Annotated in this window: 21 protein-coding genes; 11 read left to right on the top strand and 10 right to left on the bottom strand. The window is 71.9% G+C overall.

The annotated features are described in order from the left end of the window. Positions 1-3: 3 nt before the first annotated feature. The gene (locus ACIQPT_RS01075) at positions 4-735 is read right to left on the bottom strand and encodes a hypothetical protein (protein WP_401151084.1); all 732 of its coding nucleotides are present in this window, start codon (positions 733-735) and stop codon (positions 4-6) included. Positions 736-1,101: 366 nt separating this feature from the next. On the opposite strand from ACIQPT_RS01075, the gene ACIQPT_RS01070 reads away from it, so the two are divergent. The 3 genes from ACIQPT_RS01070 to ACIQPT_RS01060 all read left to right on the top strand — a co-directional run bounded on the left by ACIQPT_RS01070 (position 1,102) and on the right by ACIQPT_RS01060 (position 3,374). After that, complete coding sequence (locus tag ACIQPT_RS01070) at positions 1,102-2,172, top strand: protein kinase family protein (RefSeq protein ID WP_401151590.1); 1,071 nt, start codon at positions 1,102-1,104, stop codon at positions 2,170-2,172. A 195-nt stretch (positions 2,173-2,367) separates the two neighbouring features. After that, a complete protein-coding gene (locus ACIQPT_RS01065) occupies positions 2,368-2,574 on the top strand; it encodes a helix-turn-helix domain-containing protein (protein WP_401151587.1) in 207 nt (68 codons plus the stop codon). Between the two features lie 284 nt (positions 2,575-2,858). Continuing rightward, the gene (locus ACIQPT_RS01060) at positions 2,859-3,374 is read left to right on the top strand and encodes a transposase (protein WP_401151081.1); all 516 of its coding nucleotides are present in this window, start codon (positions 2,859-2,861) and stop codon (positions 3,372-3,374) included. A gap of 105 nt (positions 3,375-3,479) precedes the next feature. On the opposite strand, the gene ACIQPT_RS01055 is transcribed toward ACIQPT_RS01060, so the two are convergent. From ACIQPT_RS01055 to ACIQPT_RS01045, 3 genes are read right to left on the bottom strand one after another with little or no spacing between them, the layout of a single operon-like run. Continuing rightward, complete coding sequence (locus ACIQPT_RS01055) at positions 3,480-5,630, bottom strand: iron ABC transporter permease (RefSeq protein WP_401151079.1); 2,151 nt, start codon at positions 5,628-5,630, stop codon at positions 3,480-3,482. Positions 5,631-5,632: 2 nt separating this feature from the next. Then, positions 5,633-6,607 (bottom strand): iron-siderophore ABC transporter substrate-binding protein, encoded by a 975-nt coding sequence (locus tag ACIQPT_RS01050; RefSeq protein ID WP_401151076.1) that lies wholly within the window; start codon positions 6,605-6,607, stop codon positions 5,633-5,635. An 8-nt stretch (positions 6,608-6,615) separates the two neighbouring features. After that, positions 6,616-7,416 (bottom strand): ABC transporter ATP-binding protein, encoded by an 801-nt coding sequence (locus tag ACIQPT_RS01045; RefSeq protein WP_401151585.1) that lies wholly within the window; start codon positions 7,414-7,416, stop codon positions 6,616-6,618. 534 nt (positions 7,417-7,950) lie between these two features. Between ACIQPT_RS01045 and ACIQPT_RS01040 the strand changes: the two genes are divergently transcribed. Continuing rightward, on the top strand, positions 7,951-8,394 hold the full coding sequence (locus ACIQPT_RS01040) for a subtilase-type protease inhibitor (RefSeq protein ID WP_401151073.1): 444 nt from the start codon (positions 7,951-7,953) through the stop codon (positions 8,392-8,394). A 194-nt stretch (positions 8,395-8,588) separates the two neighbouring features. On the opposite strand, the gene ACIQPT_RS01035 is transcribed toward ACIQPT_RS01040, so the two are convergent. The 5 genes from ACIQPT_RS01035 to rpmG form a co-directional block, all read right to left on the bottom strand. Further along, positions 8,589-10,205 (bottom strand): MFS transporter, encoded by a 1,617-nt coding sequence (locus tag ACIQPT_RS01035; protein WP_401151070.1) that lies wholly within the window; start codon positions 10,203-10,205, stop codon positions 8,589-8,591. 96 nt (positions 10,206-10,301) lie between these two features. After that, complete coding sequence (rpsR, locus tag ACIQPT_RS01030) at positions 10,302-10,550, bottom strand: 30S ribosomal protein S18 (RefSeq protein WP_401151068.1); 249 nt, start codon at positions 10,548-10,550, stop codon at positions 10,302-10,304. 96 nt (positions 10,551-10,646) lie between these two features. After that, on the bottom strand, positions 10,647-11,801 hold the full coding sequence (locus ACIQPT_RS01025) for a CobW family GTP-binding protein (protein ID WP_401151065.1): 1,155 nt from the start codon (positions 11,799-11,801) through the stop codon (positions 10,647-10,649). Next, complete coding sequence (locus tag ACIQPT_RS01020) at positions 11,798-12,052, bottom strand: type B 50S ribosomal protein L31 (RefSeq protein WP_103511914.1); 255 nt, start codon at positions 12,050-12,052, stop codon at positions 11,798-11,800. Before ACIQPT_RS01020 ends, ACIQPT_RS01025 begins: the two co-directional genes overlap by 4 nt. A gap of 51 nt (positions 12,053-12,103) precedes the next feature. Further along, on the bottom strand, positions 12,104-12,268 hold the full coding sequence (gene rpmG, locus ACIQPT_RS01015; protein WP_003964410.1) for a 50S ribosomal protein L33: 165 nt from the start codon (positions 12,266-12,268) through the stop codon (positions 12,104-12,106). A gap of 71 nt (positions 12,269-12,339) precedes the next feature. Between rpmG and rpmB the strand changes: the two genes are divergently transcribed. Both rpmB and rpsN read left to right on the top strand, forming a co-directional pair. Then, positions 12,340-12,576, top strand: a complete 237-nt coding sequence (gene rpmB / locus ACIQPT_RS01010; protein WP_401151061.1) for a 50S ribosomal protein L28 — start codon at positions 12,340-12,342, stop codon at positions 12,574-12,576. Then, positions 12,577-12,882, top strand: a complete 306-nt coding sequence (gene rpsN, locus ACIQPT_RS01005) for a 30S ribosomal protein S14 (protein WP_401151058.1) — start codon at positions 12,577-12,579, stop codon at positions 12,880-12,882. A 70-nt stretch (positions 12,883-12,952) separates the two neighbouring features. On the opposite strand, the gene ACIQPT_RS01000 is transcribed toward rpsN, so the two are convergent. Beyond that, positions 12,953-14,254: a hypothetical protein gene (locus tag ACIQPT_RS01000; protein ID WP_401151583.1), complete on the bottom strand. Its 1,302-nt coding sequence runs from the start codon at positions 14,252-14,254 to the stop codon at positions 12,953-12,955. 154 nt (positions 14,255-14,408) lie between these two features. Between ACIQPT_RS01000 and ACIQPT_RS00995 the strand changes: the two genes are divergently transcribed. From ACIQPT_RS00995 to amiA, 5 genes are all read left to right on the top strand, one after another. Beyond that, entirely contained in the window at positions 14,409-15,395 is a 987-nt protein-coding gene (locus tag ACIQPT_RS00995) for an ABC transporter substrate-binding protein (RefSeq protein ID WP_401151056.1), read from the top strand. Beyond that, positions 15,392-16,501 (top strand): FecCD family ABC transporter permease, encoded by a 1,110-nt coding sequence (locus ACIQPT_RS00990; RefSeq protein WP_401151053.1) that lies wholly within the window; start codon positions 15,392-15,394, stop codon positions 16,499-16,501. The genes ACIQPT_RS00995 and ACIQPT_RS00990 overlap by 4 nt, the downstream gene beginning before the upstream one ends. Continuing rightward, complete coding sequence (locus ACIQPT_RS00985) at positions 16,498-17,565, top strand: FecCD family ABC transporter permease (protein WP_401151051.1); 1,068 nt, start codon at positions 16,498-16,500, stop codon at positions 17,563-17,565. Before ACIQPT_RS00990 ends, ACIQPT_RS00985 begins: the two co-directional genes overlap by 4 nt. Positions 17,566-17,692: 127 nt before the next feature. After that, positions 17,693-18,598, top strand: coding sequence for an ABC transporter ATP-binding protein (locus tag ACIQPT_RS00980; RefSeq protein WP_401151048.1), 906 nt, complete (start codon positions 17,693-17,695; stop codon positions 18,596-18,598). Positions 18,599-18,675: 77 nt separating this feature from the next. Then, positions 18,676-18,810, top strand: a complete 135-nt coding sequence (gene amiA, locus ACIQPT_RS00975; protein WP_401151046.1) for a streptamidine family RiPP — start codon at positions 18,676-18,678, stop codon at positions 18,808-18,810. Positions 18,811-18,893: the final 83 nt, after the last annotated feature.

Genomic DNA, 18,893 nt, shown 5'->3' with positions numbered 1-18,893 from the left:
GCGTCACCGGCCCGGCGTTCCCTCCGCCGTGCCCGACGTCCGGTCGAGCTCCTGTGCCAGGTCGGCGAGTTCGATCACCTCCTCCTCGGTGAGGTGCCGCACCTCCCGGATCAGCGCAGCCACGTCCGCCACCTCCGGCGAGGGTCCGGCGCTCTGTGCCGGGATGCTCACTCCGGTCAGTGCGGCCGGCACGGCGACCGGCACGCCCAGCACCGCCGCGAAACCTCCGAGAAGCTCGGCGTCGAGTTCCTTCGCGCCGTCGCGGACCATCCGGATGGTCGAGGCCGCATTGCAGACGCCCGACATCAGGCACATGGTCTCGGCGACGGCCGACGGGTTCAGGTTGCGCAGAGCGAGCATGTACACCAGGAGCGAACCGAAACCCGGCGGCCCGGGGGCCGCGGGGGGCCGCTCCGGGGTCCGTGCGGGACGCGGCTGCCCGGCCAGCGCCCGGGCACGTGCGCGAAGGCGCTGCCGGTCGTGGGCGGGGAGGGACAGCGTGTGCTGCACCAGCGAAGAGCCCCAGCCGCCCGCCGCGCCTTCCAGGTCCAGCGCGTCCTCCGGCAGCGGGAGACCGGCGACGACAAGGAGGTCGTTGCCGTCCAGGCCGACCCGTCCGGCGAGGTCACGCAGGAACTCCTCGCCCGGAGGATGCCCGGGAGGAACCGCGATCTCCGCCAGCCGGGCCAGCCGCGCCACGAGGACGTCAGGGCTGGGGAACACCGATATCTCCATCGGCGCCACCTTAGCGGTCGGCTCCGGAAGTTCTTCGGGGGTTAGCCCCCGGGCCTGACGGGTGTGTTCACCGGTCGGCGTCGAAGGATACTGCGATGAAGCTCGACCACTGCGAGTTTGCCCAGTTCCGAGCCGCTGAGCAGTGGTGGTTTGCCGAGGTATTGCGTTCGCCCGATCTCCTTGTCGTCTTCACGTACAGTGCAGCCGGCAGGGGGTTCGGATCTGTGTTCGCAAAACGGGTCCTGGATGCCTGCTGTACGTGCCAAGAGTCGAACCGCAGGGCTGTGCGTCGCGTGCTCGTCGGAGACGCCCAGGTGTTTCAGAGAGGTTCATGCCCGCGTGGAGGCAGTCGTCGAGAGCGTTGACATGTCGCGCGATGCGCGTCTGGCGGCTCACAGTGCCGTCTCCACAGCACTGGCCCTGTGCAGTGATCTTGAACTGCGCGACCTCGTGGATGCGGCTGAGCCAATGGGATCCGGTATCGGCGGGACATCGGCGCTGCTGGACATCGGCGGGACCCCGGTCTTCGTCAAGCGGGTGCCGCTGAGCGATCTGGAAAGGCAGCCGGAGAACGTCCGGTCCACGGCGAACCTCTTCGAGCTACCTGCCTTCTCCCATTTCGGTGTCGGGGTCATCGGGGCGCCGGGCTTTGGGGCCTGGAGGGAGCTGGCCGTGCACACCATGACGACAAACTGGGTGCTCGCACAGGACTATGAAGGCTTCCCATTGATGTACCACTCGCGGGTCCTGCCGCACCCCGGGCAGTCGCTTCCCGAGGAACTGGCCGACGTGGAGAAGGCTGTCACCTACTGGGGAGGCGGATTGCAGGTGCGCCGCCGGATCGAGGCTCTGCGAGATTCCTCTGCGAGCATCGCACTGTTCCTGGAGTACATCCCCCAGAACCTGCACGACTGGCTGGGCGTCCAGGTCAAAGCCGGTGATGAGTCGGCCGAGAGGGCCTGCGCCATGGTCGTGAGGCAACTGCAGGCTGGGACCTCGTTCATGAACGCCCACGGTCTCCTGCACTTCGACGCCCACTTCCAGAACATCCTGACCGACGGTGAGCGTCTGTTCTTTGCGGACTACGGCCTTGCGATCTCCTCCCGGTTCGACCTGTCCAAGGAAGAGGACGACTTCTTTGCCGAACACCAGACCTATGACTGCTACTACTCCGCCACACATCTGGTGATCTGGCTGGTCACCGCCCTGTATGGGTACAGGGGGGAGGAGCGCAGTGCGTTCGTGCGCGCATGCGCCCAAGGGGAGCGCCCGGAGGGGATTCCGTCACAGGCCGCAGCGATCCTCACCCAGCACGCGCCGCTCGCCACGGTGATGACGGACTTCTACCGCAAGTTCCAACTGGAGAGCAGGCAGACCCCGTACCCGATGGAGGAGATCGGCCGGCTCGGCGGGTTGGGCAGCTCGTCCATCGTCTGATGGCCGAGCTGCCATCAGACGTCAGCGCCTGCGGCAGGCTGTGGCTGCCCTGATCCACTTCTGCCGATCGGCCTGCGTGCCTTGCCTGTTGCCACCGCGCGCCCGATAGTCCTGACCGCCGCCGAGCGGCATCGGCTGAAGAAGGCTGCCTACGGCCACAGGACCGAGTACCGGGACCGGGTACGGGCGCAGATCGTGCTCCTGGCGGCTCGGAGCAGGTCCAACGAGCGCATTGCCGTTGAGGCGGGAGTGCACGTCGACACGGTGCGCGCATGGCGAGGCCGGTTCGCCGACCTGGGTCTGCGCGGCCTGCTCGACCGTCAGCGCGCTGGCCGGCCCTCCCGTATTCACACTCCTGCAGGCCGCGCAGGTCAAAGCGTTGGCCTGCCAGCTTCCCGCTGAGACCGGCGCTCCGCTGTCGCGCTGGTCGTGCCCGGAACTGGCCCGCGAGGCCATGTCGCGGGGCATCGCCGCGTCGGTGTCGGCCTCCACCGTGCGCCGCTGGCTCGACCATGACGCGATCAAACCCTGGCAGCACTGCTCCTGGATCTTCATCACCGACCCCGACTTCCGACGGCGAGCTACTCGACGCGGACGAATACGTCATCAGTGCGGACGAGAAGACCTCCATTCCGGCCTGCTGCTGCCGCCCCACGCTTGCCCCGGGCCAGGCAAGAGCGATGCGGGTGAACCACACCTACGGCCGCGGCGGCGCGCTGGCCTACCTGGCCGCCTACGACGTCCGCCATGCGAAGGTGTTCGGCCGCACCGAGGCGCGCACCGGCATCGAGCCGTTCATGGCCGTGGTCGCCCAGGTCATGGGCCTGGAACCCTACGCCAGCGCGAAACGGGTTTTCTGGATCGTCGACAACGGTTCCTCTCACCGCGGCACGAAGGCTGCCGACCGGCTGGCTGCGGCATTCCCGAACGCGGTCCTGGTGCACACCCCGGTCCACGCCTCATGGCTGAACCAAGTGGAGATCTACTTCTCCGTGGTGCAGCGCAAGGTCGTCTCGCCCAACGACTTCACCAACCTGATCCAGGTCAGGGACCGGCTCCAAGAATTCGAAGACCGCTACAAGGCCACGGCACAGCCGTTCCAGTGGAGGTTCACCACCTCCGACCTGGACGATCTGCTGGCCAGACTCGACCGACACACCACCGATCACCAGGAAGAATCCTCCACCGCCCAGCCAGCCTGATCAACACCCGAAGGACTTCCGGAGCCGACCACTTAGCGATGGAGGCACCCTGGAGGACACACCCGCTGAAAGCCTTCCACGCCTATGCGTTGGGCCTCGTCGCCGTCACCCCTCGCGCCGCGACCGCCACAGCAGCCAGATGAAGTACGGGGCACCGATCACGGCCGTCAGCAGGCCGACCGGGATCTGCGCCGGAGCGATGATCGTCCGGCCGACCGTGTCGGACACGACCACCAGCAGCGCGCCGAGCAGCGCGCTCACCGGAATGACCCGCACATGACGCCGGCCCACCAGGGCGCGGGCCGCGTGCGGGGCGACGAGGCCGACGAACCCGATCACACCGACCGCCGCCACGGCTCCCGCCGTCAGGAGGACGGCCAGGCTCAGCAGACCCAGCCGGGTGGCCCCGATCCGCACGCCGAGCAGGGCGGGTGTCTCGTTGTCCAGCCCGATCAGGTCGAGTTCGCGCCGCATCATCACGAGGGCGGGCAGCGCGACGACGAGGCCGACCAGCACCGGGATCAGCTCGGGGAACGTCCGCCCGTACGTCGAACCGCCGAGCCAGGCCAGCGCCTTCGTCTCGTTGTGCGGGTCGGTGAGCACGATCAGCAGACTGACGAACGCGGCCGCGCCCGCCTGGACCCCGATGCCGATCAGCACCAGACGGTTCTGCTCCAGACCATGGCGGGCGGCAAGACCGAACACCAGCGCGGCGGCGGCCGTCGCACCGGCCAGCGCGGAGCCGCCGATCAGCCAGAAGCTCGCCAGCGGTACGACGGTGAGGACGGCGACCGCCCCCACCCCGGCTCCGCTGACGACGCCGAGGACGCCGGGCTCCGCGAGCGGGTTGCGCGACACCGCCTGGACGACGGCTCCCGCGACCGCCAGCGCCGCACCGGCCAGCAGGGCGGCGGCGACCCGGGGCACGCGGGTGTCGAGGATGTACGTGACCAGCCGCCCGGACCGGCCGGTGAGCCAGTTGCCCACATCGCCCAGGAGCAGCGTCGCGTCGCCGATGAGCGTCGCCGCCAGCACCGCGCCGAGCAGCCCCACGACCGTTGCCACCAGGGTGAGGACGAACGCGCGTCGGCTGCGCAGCCGGGCGAACGCCGTCGAGCCGCTGTCCGTGCCCATGTCGCGCGACCGGTAGGCCATGAAGACCAGCACGAGTGCGCCGAAACAGGTCGTGACGATGCCGGTGGGCACCTCGGCCCCCGCCTGGGCGCCGAACACCGCGCGCAGCAGCACGTCCGCGCCGAGCACCACGAGCACGCCCGCGAGCGCGGAGGCCGGGATGAACGCGTGGTGCCGGACCAGGCCCGGGATCCACGTGCTGAGCAGCCGGACCACGGCGGGCGCGCACAGGCCGACGAAGCCGACGGGCCCCGCGACCGCCACGGACACCGCTGCCAGCAGCACCGCGAGGATCACGGCGATGCTGCGCGTCAGCCGGGGGCTCACCCCCACGACCGCCGCCCCGTCGTCGCCGAGGGCGAGAATGTCCAGCCGCCGGCCCAGCAGCATGAGCCCGGCGAACGCGAGGAGCGCGACCGGGGCGAGCCGGTCGATGGACTGCATGCCGATCTGGGCGAGCGAACCGTTGCCCCAGGCGAACAGCCCGGTCGTCTGCTGGGAGCGCAGGAGCAGCAGCATCCCGCTCAGCCCGGACAGGGCGAGGGTGAGCGCCGAACCCGCCAGCACCAGCCGGATGGGCCCGGCCCCCGCCCGCGACAGGCCGAGGACGACGCCCGCCGCCAACAGCCCGCCGAGGAAGGCCGTGGCCCCGGCCGGCAGCGCGGGCAGCGTGATGCCGAACGCGGCGACCGCGACCACCGCGAGATACGCGCCCGCGTTCACGGCGAGCGTGTCGGGGGAGGCCAGCATGTTGCGCGACACCGACTGGAGGGCCGCGCCCGCCGCGCCGAGCGCGCAGCCGACGAGGAGCCCCGCGGCGAGCCGGGGCAGCCGGGAGTCCAGGACCACGGCGGCCGTCTGCTCGTCGGCGGTCCGGTCGGAGGCGGCCCCGGTGGCCAGGTGCCAGAGCGTGTGCAGATCGACGGCGGCGGTGCCCTGGCTCACGTGCACGGTTGCGAGAGCGGCCAGGGCGAGGAGCGCGGCGAGTGCGAGGAGGAACATCCGGCCGCGGCGGGCCGGTCGGCCGGCCGCCACCGGGGACCCGGCCCCGGCGGGAGCGGCCGCGCCCGCCACCGTCTTCACGGGGGCGGGCGGGACGGTCGTCGTGGTGCGTGTGCTCATCGTCAGGCGGTCAGCGCGCCGACGAGGGCGTCGATGTACTCGCGCATCGACGCGGTGCCGCCGAACATCCAGACGCCGTCGGGCAGTCGGTGGACCTCGTCGTTCTTGACGAACGGGAGGGACTTCCACACCGCGTTGTCCTTGAGGCCGTCGGCGAACGGGTCGCCGCCGTCGGAGTCGTTGGCGATGTACGCGAACTGCGCGTCGCCGATCTTCGTGAGGCCCTCGACATCGGTCGCGGCCAGGCCGTAGGCCTTGTCGCCCTTCAGCTTCCACGGGTCGACGAGGCCGAGTTCGGTGTTCACGTCGGAGAGCAGCGAGCCCTTGACGTACGGGCGCACCGAGACCTGGTTGCCCTCCTGCCAGCCGTCGGCGAACGCGACCTTCTCGCCGGCGAGACCGGCGTCCGCGAGCTTCTTCTTCCCGTCGGTGACCGCCTTGCGGAAGGAGGCGACCTCGGACGTGGCCTTGTCCTCGGTGCCGGTGGCCCGGCCGATGAGTTCGACGGTGTCGATCATCTGGTCGATCTGCCGGCTCGCGTCGGCCGAGCGGACCACGGCGACCGGGGCGGCCTTGGACAGCTGCGCGATGGCGGAGTCGGACAGGTCGGTGGTGGCGACGATGAGGTCGGGCTCGAGAGCGGCGACGGTGGCGACGCTGGGCTCGCCCCGGGTGCCTATGTCCTTGACGCCCTTGGTGAGCGGCGCGGCCTTGTCGTACGCGGTGTAGCCCTTCACGTCGGCCACCCCGACCGGCTGGACGCCGAGGGTGACGAGCGTCTCGACGACGTTCCACTCGGTGCCGACGACGCGCTTGGCCGGCCCGTCGAGCGTGATCTTCTTGCCGCGCGAGTCGGTGATCGTCACCGCGTTGTCCCCGGCGGACTCCTTCTTCGGCGCCTCGGTGGTGCCGCAGGCCGTGAGGGCGAGCGCGGCCGCGGCGGCGAGGACGGGCCAGGTCAGGTGCTGGTTCTTCATGAGGGTGTTCAGGGCCTTTCGGAACGGAGGTGGAGGCGGCCGACCGCGCGGGTGCGTGGGATGCCGGTGGCGGAGTCGGGTTCGACGTCGATGCGGATGCCGTAGGCGTCGCTGAGCCGCTCGGGGGCGTACACCTCGGCGGGTGTGCCCGCGGCGACGATCCGCCCGGACGAGAGGAGGACGACCTGGTCGGCCACGGCGGCGGCCTGGTCCAGGTCGTGCAGGACGACCCCGACGGTGACGCCGTGGGTGTCGGCCAGGTCGCGGACGAGGTCGAGGATCTCCACCTGGTAGCGCAGGTCGAGATAGGTCGTCGGCTCGTCGAGGAGGAGTACGTCGGTGTCCTGGGCCAGGCAGCAGGCGAACCAGACGCGTTGCAGCTGCCCGCCGGAGAGGCTCTCCACCCCGCGGTCGGCGAACTCGGCGAGGTTCGTGACGGTCAGCGCGTGCTCGACCATCCGGGCGCCGTCCGGGTCGTTCCCCCGGACCCGGCCCCGGTAGGGGTGCCGGCCGAATCCGACCACGTCGCGGACGCTGAGCCCGGCCGGCGCGGTCCGGCTCTGCGCGAGCAGGGTGACGCGGCGGGCGAAGTCGGAGCGCGACAGGGCGAGGGCGTCGACGGGCCCGGCGTCCTCGGTCCGGGCCGCCACGGTCACGGTTCCGGTACGCGCCTTGTGCAGCCGGGCCACGGCCCGCAACAGGGTGGACTTCCCGCTGCCGTTCGGCCCGATGAGCGCGGTGACGCGCCCGCGCGGCAGCCGGAGGTCGGCGCCGTGCACGACGTCGGTGCGGTCGTACGCGACCGTCATGTCGCGGGCGTCGAGGCCGGCGTCGGGTTCAGCGGCCGCGCGGGACACGGCCGAGCCGGGCCCGGCACCGGCGGTCGGGGCGGGGGTGCCGGCAGCGGGCGCGGAGCGCCGACGCGGCGATGGGTCTTCTCGGTCGAGGGCAGGAGCGATCACGACCGTGAGGTTAGCCTAACCTAAATTCCCCTGGTCAAGAGGTATCCGGAATTGTGTCCTCCGCGTGATCCGTGGGCGGTTCGTCGAAGGGTGGCGGCGGCCGTGAAGCGCCCGGACAGCGGTACTTTCCGGCCGAAGCGGCGGTTTGGCGCATCGAGTCGTTCGGATGTATCCGCAGGTCAGGCGGTTGTTTCGGATTGAACCGCTGAAGTCTGTCCATATGCTGGACGAGTCGCGCGGGGTGCCTGAGCTGCCCGAATGACCATTCGGTCGGTTCGAACAAGCGTCTACGGCTGGAAGGTGGCCGTCGATGTGCGCTTACTTTCCGCATGCGTAAGACTCCTGACCGCAATCAGGCACCCGATCGAGGAGTTTTCACCAATGCGACGCAACCCTCACGCCATCTTCGCAACCGTCACGGCGAGCGCTCTTCTGCTCGGCGGTTTCGCGACCGCCACCGCGCAGGCCGCACCGGCGAAGGCGGAGAGCCTCTACGCACCCTCCGCACTCGTCCTCACCGTCGCCCGCGGCGAGGACCCGCTGACCGCCACCGTGGAACGGGCCGTCACGCTCTCCTGTGCCCCGACCGCCGAGGGGACGCACCCCTCTCCGGTCGAGGCCTGCAAGGAACTGGCCGCGGTCCAGGGCGAGTTCTCCGAACTGACCGCCGGCCCGTCGAACCGGACCTGTACCCGCCAGTGGGACCCGGTCGTGGTGACCGCCCACGGGGTCTGGCAGGGCAAGCCGGTCCAGTTCAGCACCACGTACGGCAATGCCTGCGAGATGGCGGGCAGCATGAACGACAACGCCGTATTCGCCTTCTGACCCACCGACCCACCTGATCAGCCCCTGCTCTACCTGCCCCGCCCGGCGTGCCCCGCACACGCCTCCGTCCACGACGACCGGGAGCCATGCGGTCGCCCCAGCCGTCTCCGCCGCGGCCGGCAGCGACCCGCCCCGGTCGGTTCGTCACCGGACCTGCCGGATCCACCGGACCCACCCGACACCGGGCGCGACCTTCATTGATCGGAGGACTCCCGCGTCACCCGGGTCCCCGGATGGCGCAGCGAGATCAGAAAGGCGATGCCCAGGGCGATGGCCATCCCGTAGAACACCCACTGGTTCGCCTCGGCGAAGTCCATCCGGATCGCCGCCATCGAGTCCCGTACGGTCTCCGCCACGGGCCCGGACCCGGACGGCCCCCGGGAGTCCGCGTGGCCGGTCACCGACTGGGCGACGGACTCGGCGATGTCGTGCGACTCACCGGCCGGCACGCCCTTGCTCCGCAGCGTCTCGTCCACCTTGGTGATCGTCGTATGGGTCAGCACGGTGCCGTAGACGGCGAGACCGATGCTGGCCGCGAAGTTGCGCACGGTCTGGGTGATGCCGGTGACCTCGCCGTAGCTGGCGTCGATCGCCCGGTTCACCGCGTCCGTCGAGGCCGGCGCCAGCAGCAGCCCGATGCCCGCGCCCGCCATCGCCGCGTACAGCCACTGGTCGTGCATGGACAGGGACGTCAACTTGCCCGCCCACAGCGCGAACCCGACCGCACCGAGCGCCGTACCGAGCTTCATCGCGGGGCGTGCGCCGCGCTTGTCGAGGATCCGGCCGCCCCACTGGGAGGCGATCCCGAAGCCGATGAAGAAGTACAGGAGATACAGCGCGGCCTGGTTCGGCGAGGCGCTCAGCGAGACCTGCGCGTACACGGAGGCGAAGAAGAACACCGGGACGAACGCCAGCATGGCGAAGAACAGCACGGCGTTGTCGACGCTGAACGCCAGATCGCGGAAGACCCGCAGCTTGATCAACGGGAAGCGGGTGCGCAGCTCGAACCGGCAGAAGACCGCCAGAACCACCAGCCCGCCCGCGATGCAGGCCCAGGTGGCGACGGAGTCCCAGCCCCAGGTACCCGCCTGCTGCAGGCCCAGCACCGTCAGCCCCATGCCGACCGCGACCAGCGCCGCCCCGGGCAGGTCCAGCGGCTCGCGGCGGGACCGGTCCGGGATGCGGGCCAGCAGCGCCAGTACGACGGCGATGACGGCGATCGGGACATTGACCCAGAAGATCGCCCGCCAGGTCCACGCGGTGAGCCAGCCGCCGAGCAGCGGCCCGACGGCGGTGAGTGCCCCGGAGATCCCGAAGAACAGCGCCAGCGCCCGGCCGCGCCGCTCCACCGGGAACACGGCGATGACCACCGCGAGCGCGGCGGGGAACATCAGGGCCGCTCCGATGCCCTGGACGGCCCGGAAGCCGATCAGCCACGCCTGCGCGAAGTCCCCGGAGGGCACCGCGCCGCACAGGGCGGAGGCGATGACGAAGACCAGGGTGCCGATCAGCATCACGCGGCGGTGGCCGAAGATGTCGGACAGTCGTCCGCCGAGTGCGAAGAAGGCGGCCAGCGTCAGCAGATAGGCGTTGACGACCCACTGCATCTGCGAGGAGGTGAGCCCGAGTTCGTCGATGATGTCCGGGGCGGCGATCGCGACGATGGTCTGGTCGATGAACGTCATCGACACGGCGAACAGCATGGCGGCGAGTGCGAGTCCCTGGTGCGGCGGACCGCCCCGTCGGCCCGCTGCTCCCGGAGTCGATGACCTCGAACCGGGGGCGCCCTTCTCGGGGATGTCTCTGCCCATGCGTCCATGTTCTCCGGGCTGCCGCGGTGTTGCATCCCGAGCCGCGGGCGGCGGCCCCCGCCGCAGGGCGAAATCCAGGGGCGGGGGCGTCGCGCGCTACTTGCCCGCCGCGGATCCGGAGTACGGGAGCAGGGCCATCTCGCGGGCGTTCTTGATGGCGGCGGCCACCCGGCGCTGCTGCTGGGCGCTGATCCGGGAGACCCGGCGGCTGCGGATCTTCCCCCGGTCGGAGAGGAACCTCCGTAGCAGATCGGTGTCCTTGTAGTCGATGTACGTGATCCTGGCGGCGTCCAGGGGGTTCGGCCGGTTCTTGAGCGGCTTGCGGGGGTCCGGCTGACGTGCCATGGGGCTTCCTCGTGTGTCGGTGGGTCGCGGGACTGCGGGGTTACGGGGTTACGGGGGCGGGGACGCGGCGGGACGGGACGGGTCGGGACGGTCGGGTCAGTGGACCGGGTCGAGGAGCGCGTCGAACGCGGCGGGCAGGTTCTTCCACGCGTCCCGGCCGGATCCGTACTCCTCGTCCGTGAGCAGGCAGGAGTCCAGCAGCCCGGTCAGGCCGTCGCGGTCGAGGCCGGGGGAGACGAAGACCAGGTGCTGGCAGCAGTCGCCGTGCTCGGGATGCCAGTCCAGTGCGGCGGCCGCCCGCCGGTAGGGCGGCACCATGGACCAGGCGGCGTCCGGGAGCGAGGCGAGCCAGGGGCCGGTGTTCTCCACGCAGAGCGCGCCGCCCGCCGCATCCCAGGAGAGCAGCGTGTCGGGCCGGTCCGCGAGCCAGAACCGGCCCCGGCTGCGGGCCGCCGCGCAGCTCAGGTCCTCCAGCGCGTCCAGGAGGCGCTCGGGGTGGAAGGGCCGGTGCCGACGCCAGACGAGCGTGCCCACCCCGGCTTCCTCCGCCTCCTGCGGCAGCAGTGCGCAGGCCGGGTGCTGCCCCGCGTCCGCCGCCTCCACGTCGAACCCCGCGAACGCGAGACGGGCCAACTCCGTCGAACCGGCACCTGCCTGACGGGCCGTCGGATGAAGCTGCCGGATCAGCGCGCGGTCCTCGTCGTCCGCCGCAGGGCTCTGCGCCACGGCGAGGACGGGGGCGTTCTCCACCTGCCGGGCCCAGGTGTCGCCGATGGTCCGTCGGTCGGCCGGCGCCGCCGCGAGACCGGCCTCGGCCAGATCGTCGCCGTTGGAGAGACAGGGCAGGACGAGGGTGGGGTCGACCGCCGCGAACACGTTCGTCACCTCGGCGGCATCGGTGTGCGCCGCGATCACCTCGGCCATGGACTTCGGCTCGACGGAGTCCCAGAGCTCCAGGACGGCGAGGCGGGTCACCCCGTCCTCCGCGAGCCGTTCGAGTTCGGGGACGAGGTCCTCGCGCAGCGCGCAGCAGGCGCACTCGTTCACCAGCGGCGCTTCGCCGGAAGCCAGCTTGCCGCCGGCGTCCCGCAGGGAGCGGCGGACCGTCCCACCGGTGGCCGTCGACAGGTCGTGGTGGAGCGCGACGCTGTGCGGAACGTCCCGAAGTAGCCCTTCCACCACGTCGTGGCGCGCCTCGGAGTGCAGGCCGCAGACGATGACGACGGGCAGCTTCGTACGGTGCTCGTTCACCGAGCCTCACCGCGTCCGTAGCGGCGTTCGAAGCGCTCCACGCGTCCGGCGGTGTCCAGGACGCGGGCGGTGCCGGTGTAGAAGGGGTGGCTCGCGGAGGAGATCTCCACGTCGACCACCGGGTAGGTGTTGCCGTCCTCCCACGCGACGGTGCGGTCGCTGGTCATGGTCGAACGGGTCAGGAACGCGAAGTCGGCGGCCTTGTCGCGGAAGACGACGGGGCCGTACGAGGGGTGGATTCCGGGCTTCATGGCGGTGTCCTAGGGGTGTGCTTCAGGGGCGGCGTCGGGGGAGTGGATGCTTCAGCGTTCCTCGCGGAAGTCGACATGGCGGCGGGCGACCGGGTCGTACTTGCGCAGCACCATCCGGTCGGGGTCGTTCCGCCGGTTCTTGCGGGTGACGTAGGTGTAGCCGGTCCCCGCGGTGGAGCGGAGCTTGATGACCGGGCGTACTTCGTTGCGAGCCATGGGCGCTACTATATGGCAATGGTTTCCATTTTCAATAATGGATGCGTCGAAGGAGAGGCAGGTAACTTTCCATGTCCGCCCACTGCCAACTGACCGGCTCGAAGCCGGGATTCGGCAACAACATCTCCCATTCGCACCGCCGGACGTCCCGCCGGTTCGACCCGAATGTTCAGCGCAAGCGGTACTGGCTGCCCGGTGAGGGCCGGTATGTGCGCCTCACGCTGAGCGCTCGGGCGATCAAGACGATCGACAGCATCGGCATCGAAGCCGCGGTCGCGCGCATCCGCGCGCGGGGAGGGAAGGTCTGAATGGCGAAGAAGAGCAAGATCGCGCGGAACGACAAGCGTCAGGCGATCGTCGACCGCTACGCGGCCCGCAGGGCCGAGCTCAAGGAGGTCATCCGCCGGCCCGGCACGCCGGAGCGCGAACGTGCCGCCGCCGTCGAGGAGTTGCGGCGTCAGCCGCGCGATGCCAGTGCCACGCGGGTCCGTAACCGGGACAGCGTCGACGGCAGGCCCCGGGGGTATCTGCGCAGGTTCGGCCTCTCCCGGGTCCGGATGCGCGAGCAGGCCCACGCGGGATTCCTGCCGGGGGTGACCAAGTCCTCCTGGTGAAGCCGGTCCGGGCGCCAGGAGCGGGTGGTGGCACGGTGGTTGCGCCGCGCCACCACCCGCGCCGCGTCTCTCAGCGGCCGATCGGATCGGCGTGCGCTCCGTCCCCGGGCGTGACGAGCGCGAGGTGACCGCCGTCGTCCAGGGGGGTCGGGACGGACAGGGTCGTGACCTGGGCCGCCCGATCCGCGTCGAAGACGTGGATCTCGCCATGGCCTCCCCGGCTGACCGCCACCAGGTCCCCGCCGGGGGAGCCGGCGACGGCCCGCCGCTGCACGCCGTCCCAGGGGGTCCCGCCGCGCCGGGGTGCGCCGGACATGGCGGGCAGGGGCAGTCGCGCGGCGACCTCCGGGCGGGATCCTGCGGCCGGGGGTGCCGTGAGCAGGATGAGCTCGTCGCCGTCCGGGTGGACCCGGGTGTACGCGATGTGGCGCGCGGTCACCGCGAGCCGGAACACCAGCCCGGGGCCCAGCTCCAGCCGGCCCGTAACGCCGGTGTCGAGGTGGTGCCACCAGGCGTCGTTGGACCAGTCGGGCCACTGCCCGGGGTCGCCCGGCCCGCCGCGCACGCAGGACCAGACCATGCGCCGCACCGGGTCGAGCCGCAGGTAGTAGCCGCGCCCGCCGGACCGGCCGTCGGCGGACCAGGACAGCGGGGCCTCGGACACGAGGGCGTCCGGGGCATCCGGGGTGTTCTGCTCTCGCCGTGCGCGATGCACCCCCGAGCCCGCGGCGGCGAACACCCGCCCGGTGAGCGGATCGTGGGCGTCACCGTGCCCGTCGTCGTCCGGCAGCGCGATCCGCCGCACCGGGGTCGCCGGTGGGCAGGCGGGGGCCGAACGCATCAGGTCGCGATGCCGGTGGACCAGCAGTTCGCCCGGCTCCCGGTGACGCAGCACCACGAGCGGGGACGGTCCGCCGAGGACCGTGACACCCGGCTCGCCGGTGCGCTCCCGTACGCGTACGGCGACGGCGCCGTCCGGTGCGTCGAGGTCGACGGCCGTCAGGAGCCCGGTCCAGGCCGCCTCGTTGCGGCCGAGGCCGGTGGTCACCGCCAGATACCGCCCTCCCGGATCCGCCGCCAGATGCTCGGCGGGGACCGCGACCGGAATCCGCCGCCGGACCAGCGGGCGGCCCGCGTCGGGGCCGTAGGGGTCCAGGACCAACAGCTCACCCGCCCGGTCGTCCACACAGGCGGTGAGGTCGCCCGGCAGGGCGAGGAACCCCGCGTGCTCGGCGAGGTGCCGGTGGTTCAGCTCCGCCCGCTCCGTTCCGTCCGGGAGGTCCAGCAGGCTGATCCGCCCCGCGACGTGGTCGGCGACCAGGAGGCGCGGCGGCGCGTGGGACGAGAGGCGAGGGGTGGGGGCGTGCGGCATGGCGAACTCCTGGAATCGGTGGGTGACCCCGCTGGCTTTAATGGAAATGATAATCATGTGTAAGGTTTCGGCTTGTGGCGGGGATCGCTCCCGGGGCTCCGCCGCCCTCGCTGCCGCATCCCCGGGACCGCACAGGAACGTTGAGGGACCGTCGATGCCACGAACCGCGCTGAGAGTCCGCCGCTGGGCCGCGATCGCCGTACTGGGAGGCCTGCTGGCCGGCTGCGGAACCGAGGAGACCGGCACCGGAGGGACGGCCGGCGCTCCGGGGGGCGGGGCCGGATCCCGTACGACCACAGAGGTGCGGCCCATCGAGGCCGCCACCCGGATCACCGACGCCAAGGGCGTCACGGTCTCCCTGCCGAAGCCGCCGGAGAAGATCGTCTGCCTGGTCGCCCTCTGCGACGACATCCTCGTCGAGCTGGGCATGACCCCCACCGCCACCAACTCCCAGGTGCTGGCGCACCCGAAGCTCCTGGGCGAGAAGAAGGCGGCGGAGATACCGGTCGTGCCCGGCGGCTTCCTCAGTCCCGAGGTCGAGGCGATCCTGTCCCACCGGCCCGACCTGGTGATCGGCCTGGAGGACACGCACGGCAAGCTGGCCCCCGCGCTGAAGGGCGCCACGACGTTCTGGCCGGTCCAGCCCGGATCCTGGCAGGACAGCGTCGGCTACCTGCGGGACCTCGCCGCGCTCACCGGCCGCACCGAACAGGGCGAGAAGGCCGAGAAGACCTTCCGCACCCGCCTGGCTGAGGCGGAGAAGCGGAAGAGCGACAGGACCGCGCTGATCGTCTACGGCAGCGACGAGAACTTCGGCGTGGCCACCCCGGAGACCGATGTGGCCGCCGGACTGTTCCCGAAGATCTCCCACTACCCCTGGAAGAGCCGGGGCGTCGACGGCAGTTACAGCCTGGAGGAGATCCTCGCCCGGGACGTCGACGTCCTGTTCGTGGAGACCCTCTCCTTCGGTGCGCCGGACGGCAAACTCTCCGACAAGCTGGCGAAGAACCCCCTCTGGTCACGGATCCCCGCCGTGAAGAACGGCAAGGTCATCGAGGTCGACTCCGAGGTGTGGGCCAAGGGCCGCGGCACCCGGTCCCTGGGCGTCGTCCTCGACGAGGCGACGGCCGCGCTGCGGTGAGGCGTCCGCCCGTCGCACTGCTCTGCCTGGGCGCGGCGGCCCTGGCGGGCGCGGTCTGCGCGCTCAGCCTCGGCACGCCGTACGTCCCGCCCGCCCGGCTGCCGGCCACGCTGGGCGCCGACGGGCTCGCGGGGCTCGTCGTCACCGAACTGCGGCTTCCCCGCATGGTGTTGGCGTTGCTCGCCGGCGCCTGCCTGGGCGCGGCGGGCCTCGTCCTCCAGGAGGCCCTGCGCAACCCGCTGGCCGTGCCGGAGATGCTGGGGGTCTCCTCCGGGGCCGCCCTGGGCGTCGCCGCGCCGCTGGTCCTGGCCCTGGCCGTCCCGCTCGGGCTGCAGCCGTTCCTCGCCCTGGCCGGGGCGGCGCTCGGCGGTCTGCTCACCCTGGTCGCCGCCGGATTCGGGCGGAGCCCCTCGGCCGTGCTGCTGACCGGAGCCGCCGTCGCCGCCGCGCTCCAGGCGGGGCTGCTGGTGCTCATGGTCATGGCCGACCAGCTCGACCTCCAGCTCATCTACCGCTATCTGCTGGGCAGTCTGTCCGCCCGCACCTGGGACGACGTCACCGGTCTGCTGCCCTGGCTCGCCGTCGCCGCCCCCGCGCTGGTGCTGTGCGTGCCGGTGCTCGGTGTGCTGCGGCTGGGTGACGACGACGCCCGTGCGCTGGGGGTACGGGTCGAACGGGCGCGGGTGGCCGCGCTGGGCATCGCCGTCGTCCTCATCGCCCCCGTCGTCGCGGTCTGCGGGCCGGTGGCCTGGGTCGGCTTCCTCGCCCCGCACCTGGCCCGCCGCCTCCGCCCGGACGGCGGCGCGGCCGGGTGGCTCGTCCGGTCCGCCGTGTGCGGCGCGATCGTCGTGCTGTGCGCCGATCAGCCGGCCCGGCTGGCGCTCGCCCCGGTCGAGACGCCCGTCGGCGCCTGGACCGCTCTGGTCGGGGTGCCGGTCGGGGTGGTGCTGCTGAAGCGGGGGAGGCGGCCCGCCCGGGACCGGGGGGCCGTGGCCCTGCCCGAGGCCCTGCCCGAGGCCCTGCCCGTGGCCGCGCCCGCGTCCGCGTCCGTGCCGGGGAGTCCGCCGGACGTCCCCGCTCCCGTCCTGCGGAAGGCCGAACGATGACGCTCACCGACACCGCGCCCGGACGGGCCGGCCGTGCCCGCCGCGCTCTGCGCGCACCGGGCGTCCGGCTGGGCGGCCTGGCGCTGCTCGTCGCCGCGGTGGCCTGCGCCGATCTGTTCGCCGGCCGGGGCGTCACCCCCGAAGGCGTACGGGCCGTGCTGCTCGGGATCGGCGACGACCCCACCGCCGAGCACATCGTGCTCCACCTGCGGTTGCCCCGGCTGCTGGTGGCGCTGGCCGCCGGGGCCTGCCTCGGGGTGGCCGGGCTCGTGCTCCAGTCCGCCCTGCGCAATCCGCTGGCCGGGCCCGAGGTCACCGGTGTCACCCCCGGTGCGGTGCTCGGCGCGGTGACCGCGACCGGCCTCGGCCTGGCGGGCTGGGAATCCCCCACGGCCGTGGTCGTGGCGGCCTGCCTCGGCGGCTTCGCCGGAGCGGGGCTGCTGTGGCTGCTCGCCGGGCGGGACCGGGGCGACCCGGAACAGACCGCCGTCTACGGGGTCCTCGTGTCGGCGGTGCTCGCCGGACTCACCGCCGTCGTCCTCCTGGTGGCGCCCGGCGAACTCGGCAGCGTCGTCCAGTGGTTGATCGGCTCCACCGAGGGCCGGGTCTGGCAGCACTGGAATCTGCTCTGGCCGTGGGCCGCCTTCTGGGGTGCGGCGGCCTGGCTGCTCGCCGGACCGCTGACCCTGCTGCGCTGCGGCGACGAGCAGGCCGCCGCGGCGGGTCTGGCCACCGGCCGGGGCCGGGGAGCGGCGCTCGTGTGCGCGGTGGCGCTGACGGCCGGCGCCGTCTCGGCGGTGGGCGCGCTCGGCTTCGTCGGGCTGCTGGTGCCTCATCTGGCGCTGGCCGTCTTCGGCGCCGACCTGCGCAGCACGCTCCCGGGCGCCGCGCTGCTCGGTGCGGTGGTGGTGTGCGGGGCGGACGCCGCCGCCCAACTGCTGTCCCGGCTGCTGGCCACCGCGTTCGACGCGGACCGGCTGACCCTTCCGGTCGGCGCCCTGACCACCTTCGTGGGGGCGGGGCTGCTGATGGTCGTGGCGCGGCGACGGGCGGACGAGCGATGACGGGGCGAGGAGTGGACGCGCCGTCCCGGCGTCGGAGGAACAGCAGACGGAGCAGCAGTCGGAACAGCAGTCGGAACATCCGACGGAACAGTCGACAGAACAGGGGTACGGCGATGAGGGGGGCGGCATGTCGGAAGGCCTGACGGGACAAGTGGACGTGGGCCCGGCGAAGCGGGTCGCCCCGGATGCGAAGCCGGGCGCGGGCCCCGGTCCGGATGTGGTCCGGGCCGAAGGGCTGGCCTTCGGCTACCCGGGACGCATGGTGCTGCGCGGGGTGGACCTGAGTATCCGCGCCGGTGAACTGGTCGCCCTGATCGGGCTCAACGGATGCGGCAAGAGCACCTTCCTCAAGCTCGCCGCCGGCCTGCTCACCCCGAGCGGCGGGCGTGTCCTGCTCGAAGGTGACGACGTGGCGCGGCTGCCCCGCCGCACCGCCGCCCGACGCGTCGCCCTGCTCCACCAATCAGCACCGGCAGTACCGGGATTGACGGTACGTCAACTGGTACGTCAGGGGCGCTATGCGGCCCGGGGGCCGCTCGGGATGCTGCGGGAGGGCGATGACGAGGTGACGTCCCGGGCGCTCGCGGACGTCGGTGTCACCGCCTGGGTCGACCGGCCGGTGGACGCGCTGTCCGGGGGTGAACGCCAACGGGTCCGGCTGGCCATGGCGCTGGCCCAGGACGCCCGCGTGCTCTTCCTCGACGAGCCGACCACGTATCTCGATCTGCGACACCAACTGGAGGTGCTCCAGACGGTCGTACGGCTGCGCGCGGAACGCCGGCTGACGGTGGTGATGGTGCTGCACGACCTCAACCACGCCGCCCGGTTCGCCGACCGGATCGTCGCGCTGCGCGAGGGCCTGGTCGCCGCCGACGGGCCCCCGGCCGAGGTCGTCACCCGGCGGCTGCTGGCCGAAGTCCTGGGCGTGGACGGCCGGGTGGGGGTCGACAGCGAGGGCGGTTGGCCCGTCTGTTACCCAGATCACCCTCTCGATCCACTCCAGCTATTGCGGAATGAAAATCATATTCATTAGTGTCGGTGGGTGCGGCGGCAGTCACCAATCGCCGTGCGGCACGCCTATCCGATCCGACCGAATGGAGACGTCAACTCATGGAGAACAACAAGGTGTTCAGCCCGATCGCCGACCAGGGGCAGCTCGCCCACCTGTCCGCCACCCACTCGAACGCTCTCGTCGAGAACCCCTTCGATGACACCGTCGAGGCCGACACCGCGGCCGAGAAGTGAGCGAAGCCTGCCGCTGACGGCAGGCTTCCCCGTGTAACGCGGGGGCGGGCCCGCCCGGTGACATCCCGGGCGGGCCCGCCCGT

It is taken from the genome of Streptomyces sp. NPDC091289, from assembly GCF_044757365.1.
GTDB lineage: Bacteria > Actinomycetota > Actinomycetes > Streptomycetales > Streptomycetaceae > Streptomyces.
The sequence above is the reverse complement of the archived record's forward strand: the minus strand, read 5'-3'. Positions and strand labels throughout refer to the sequence as shown.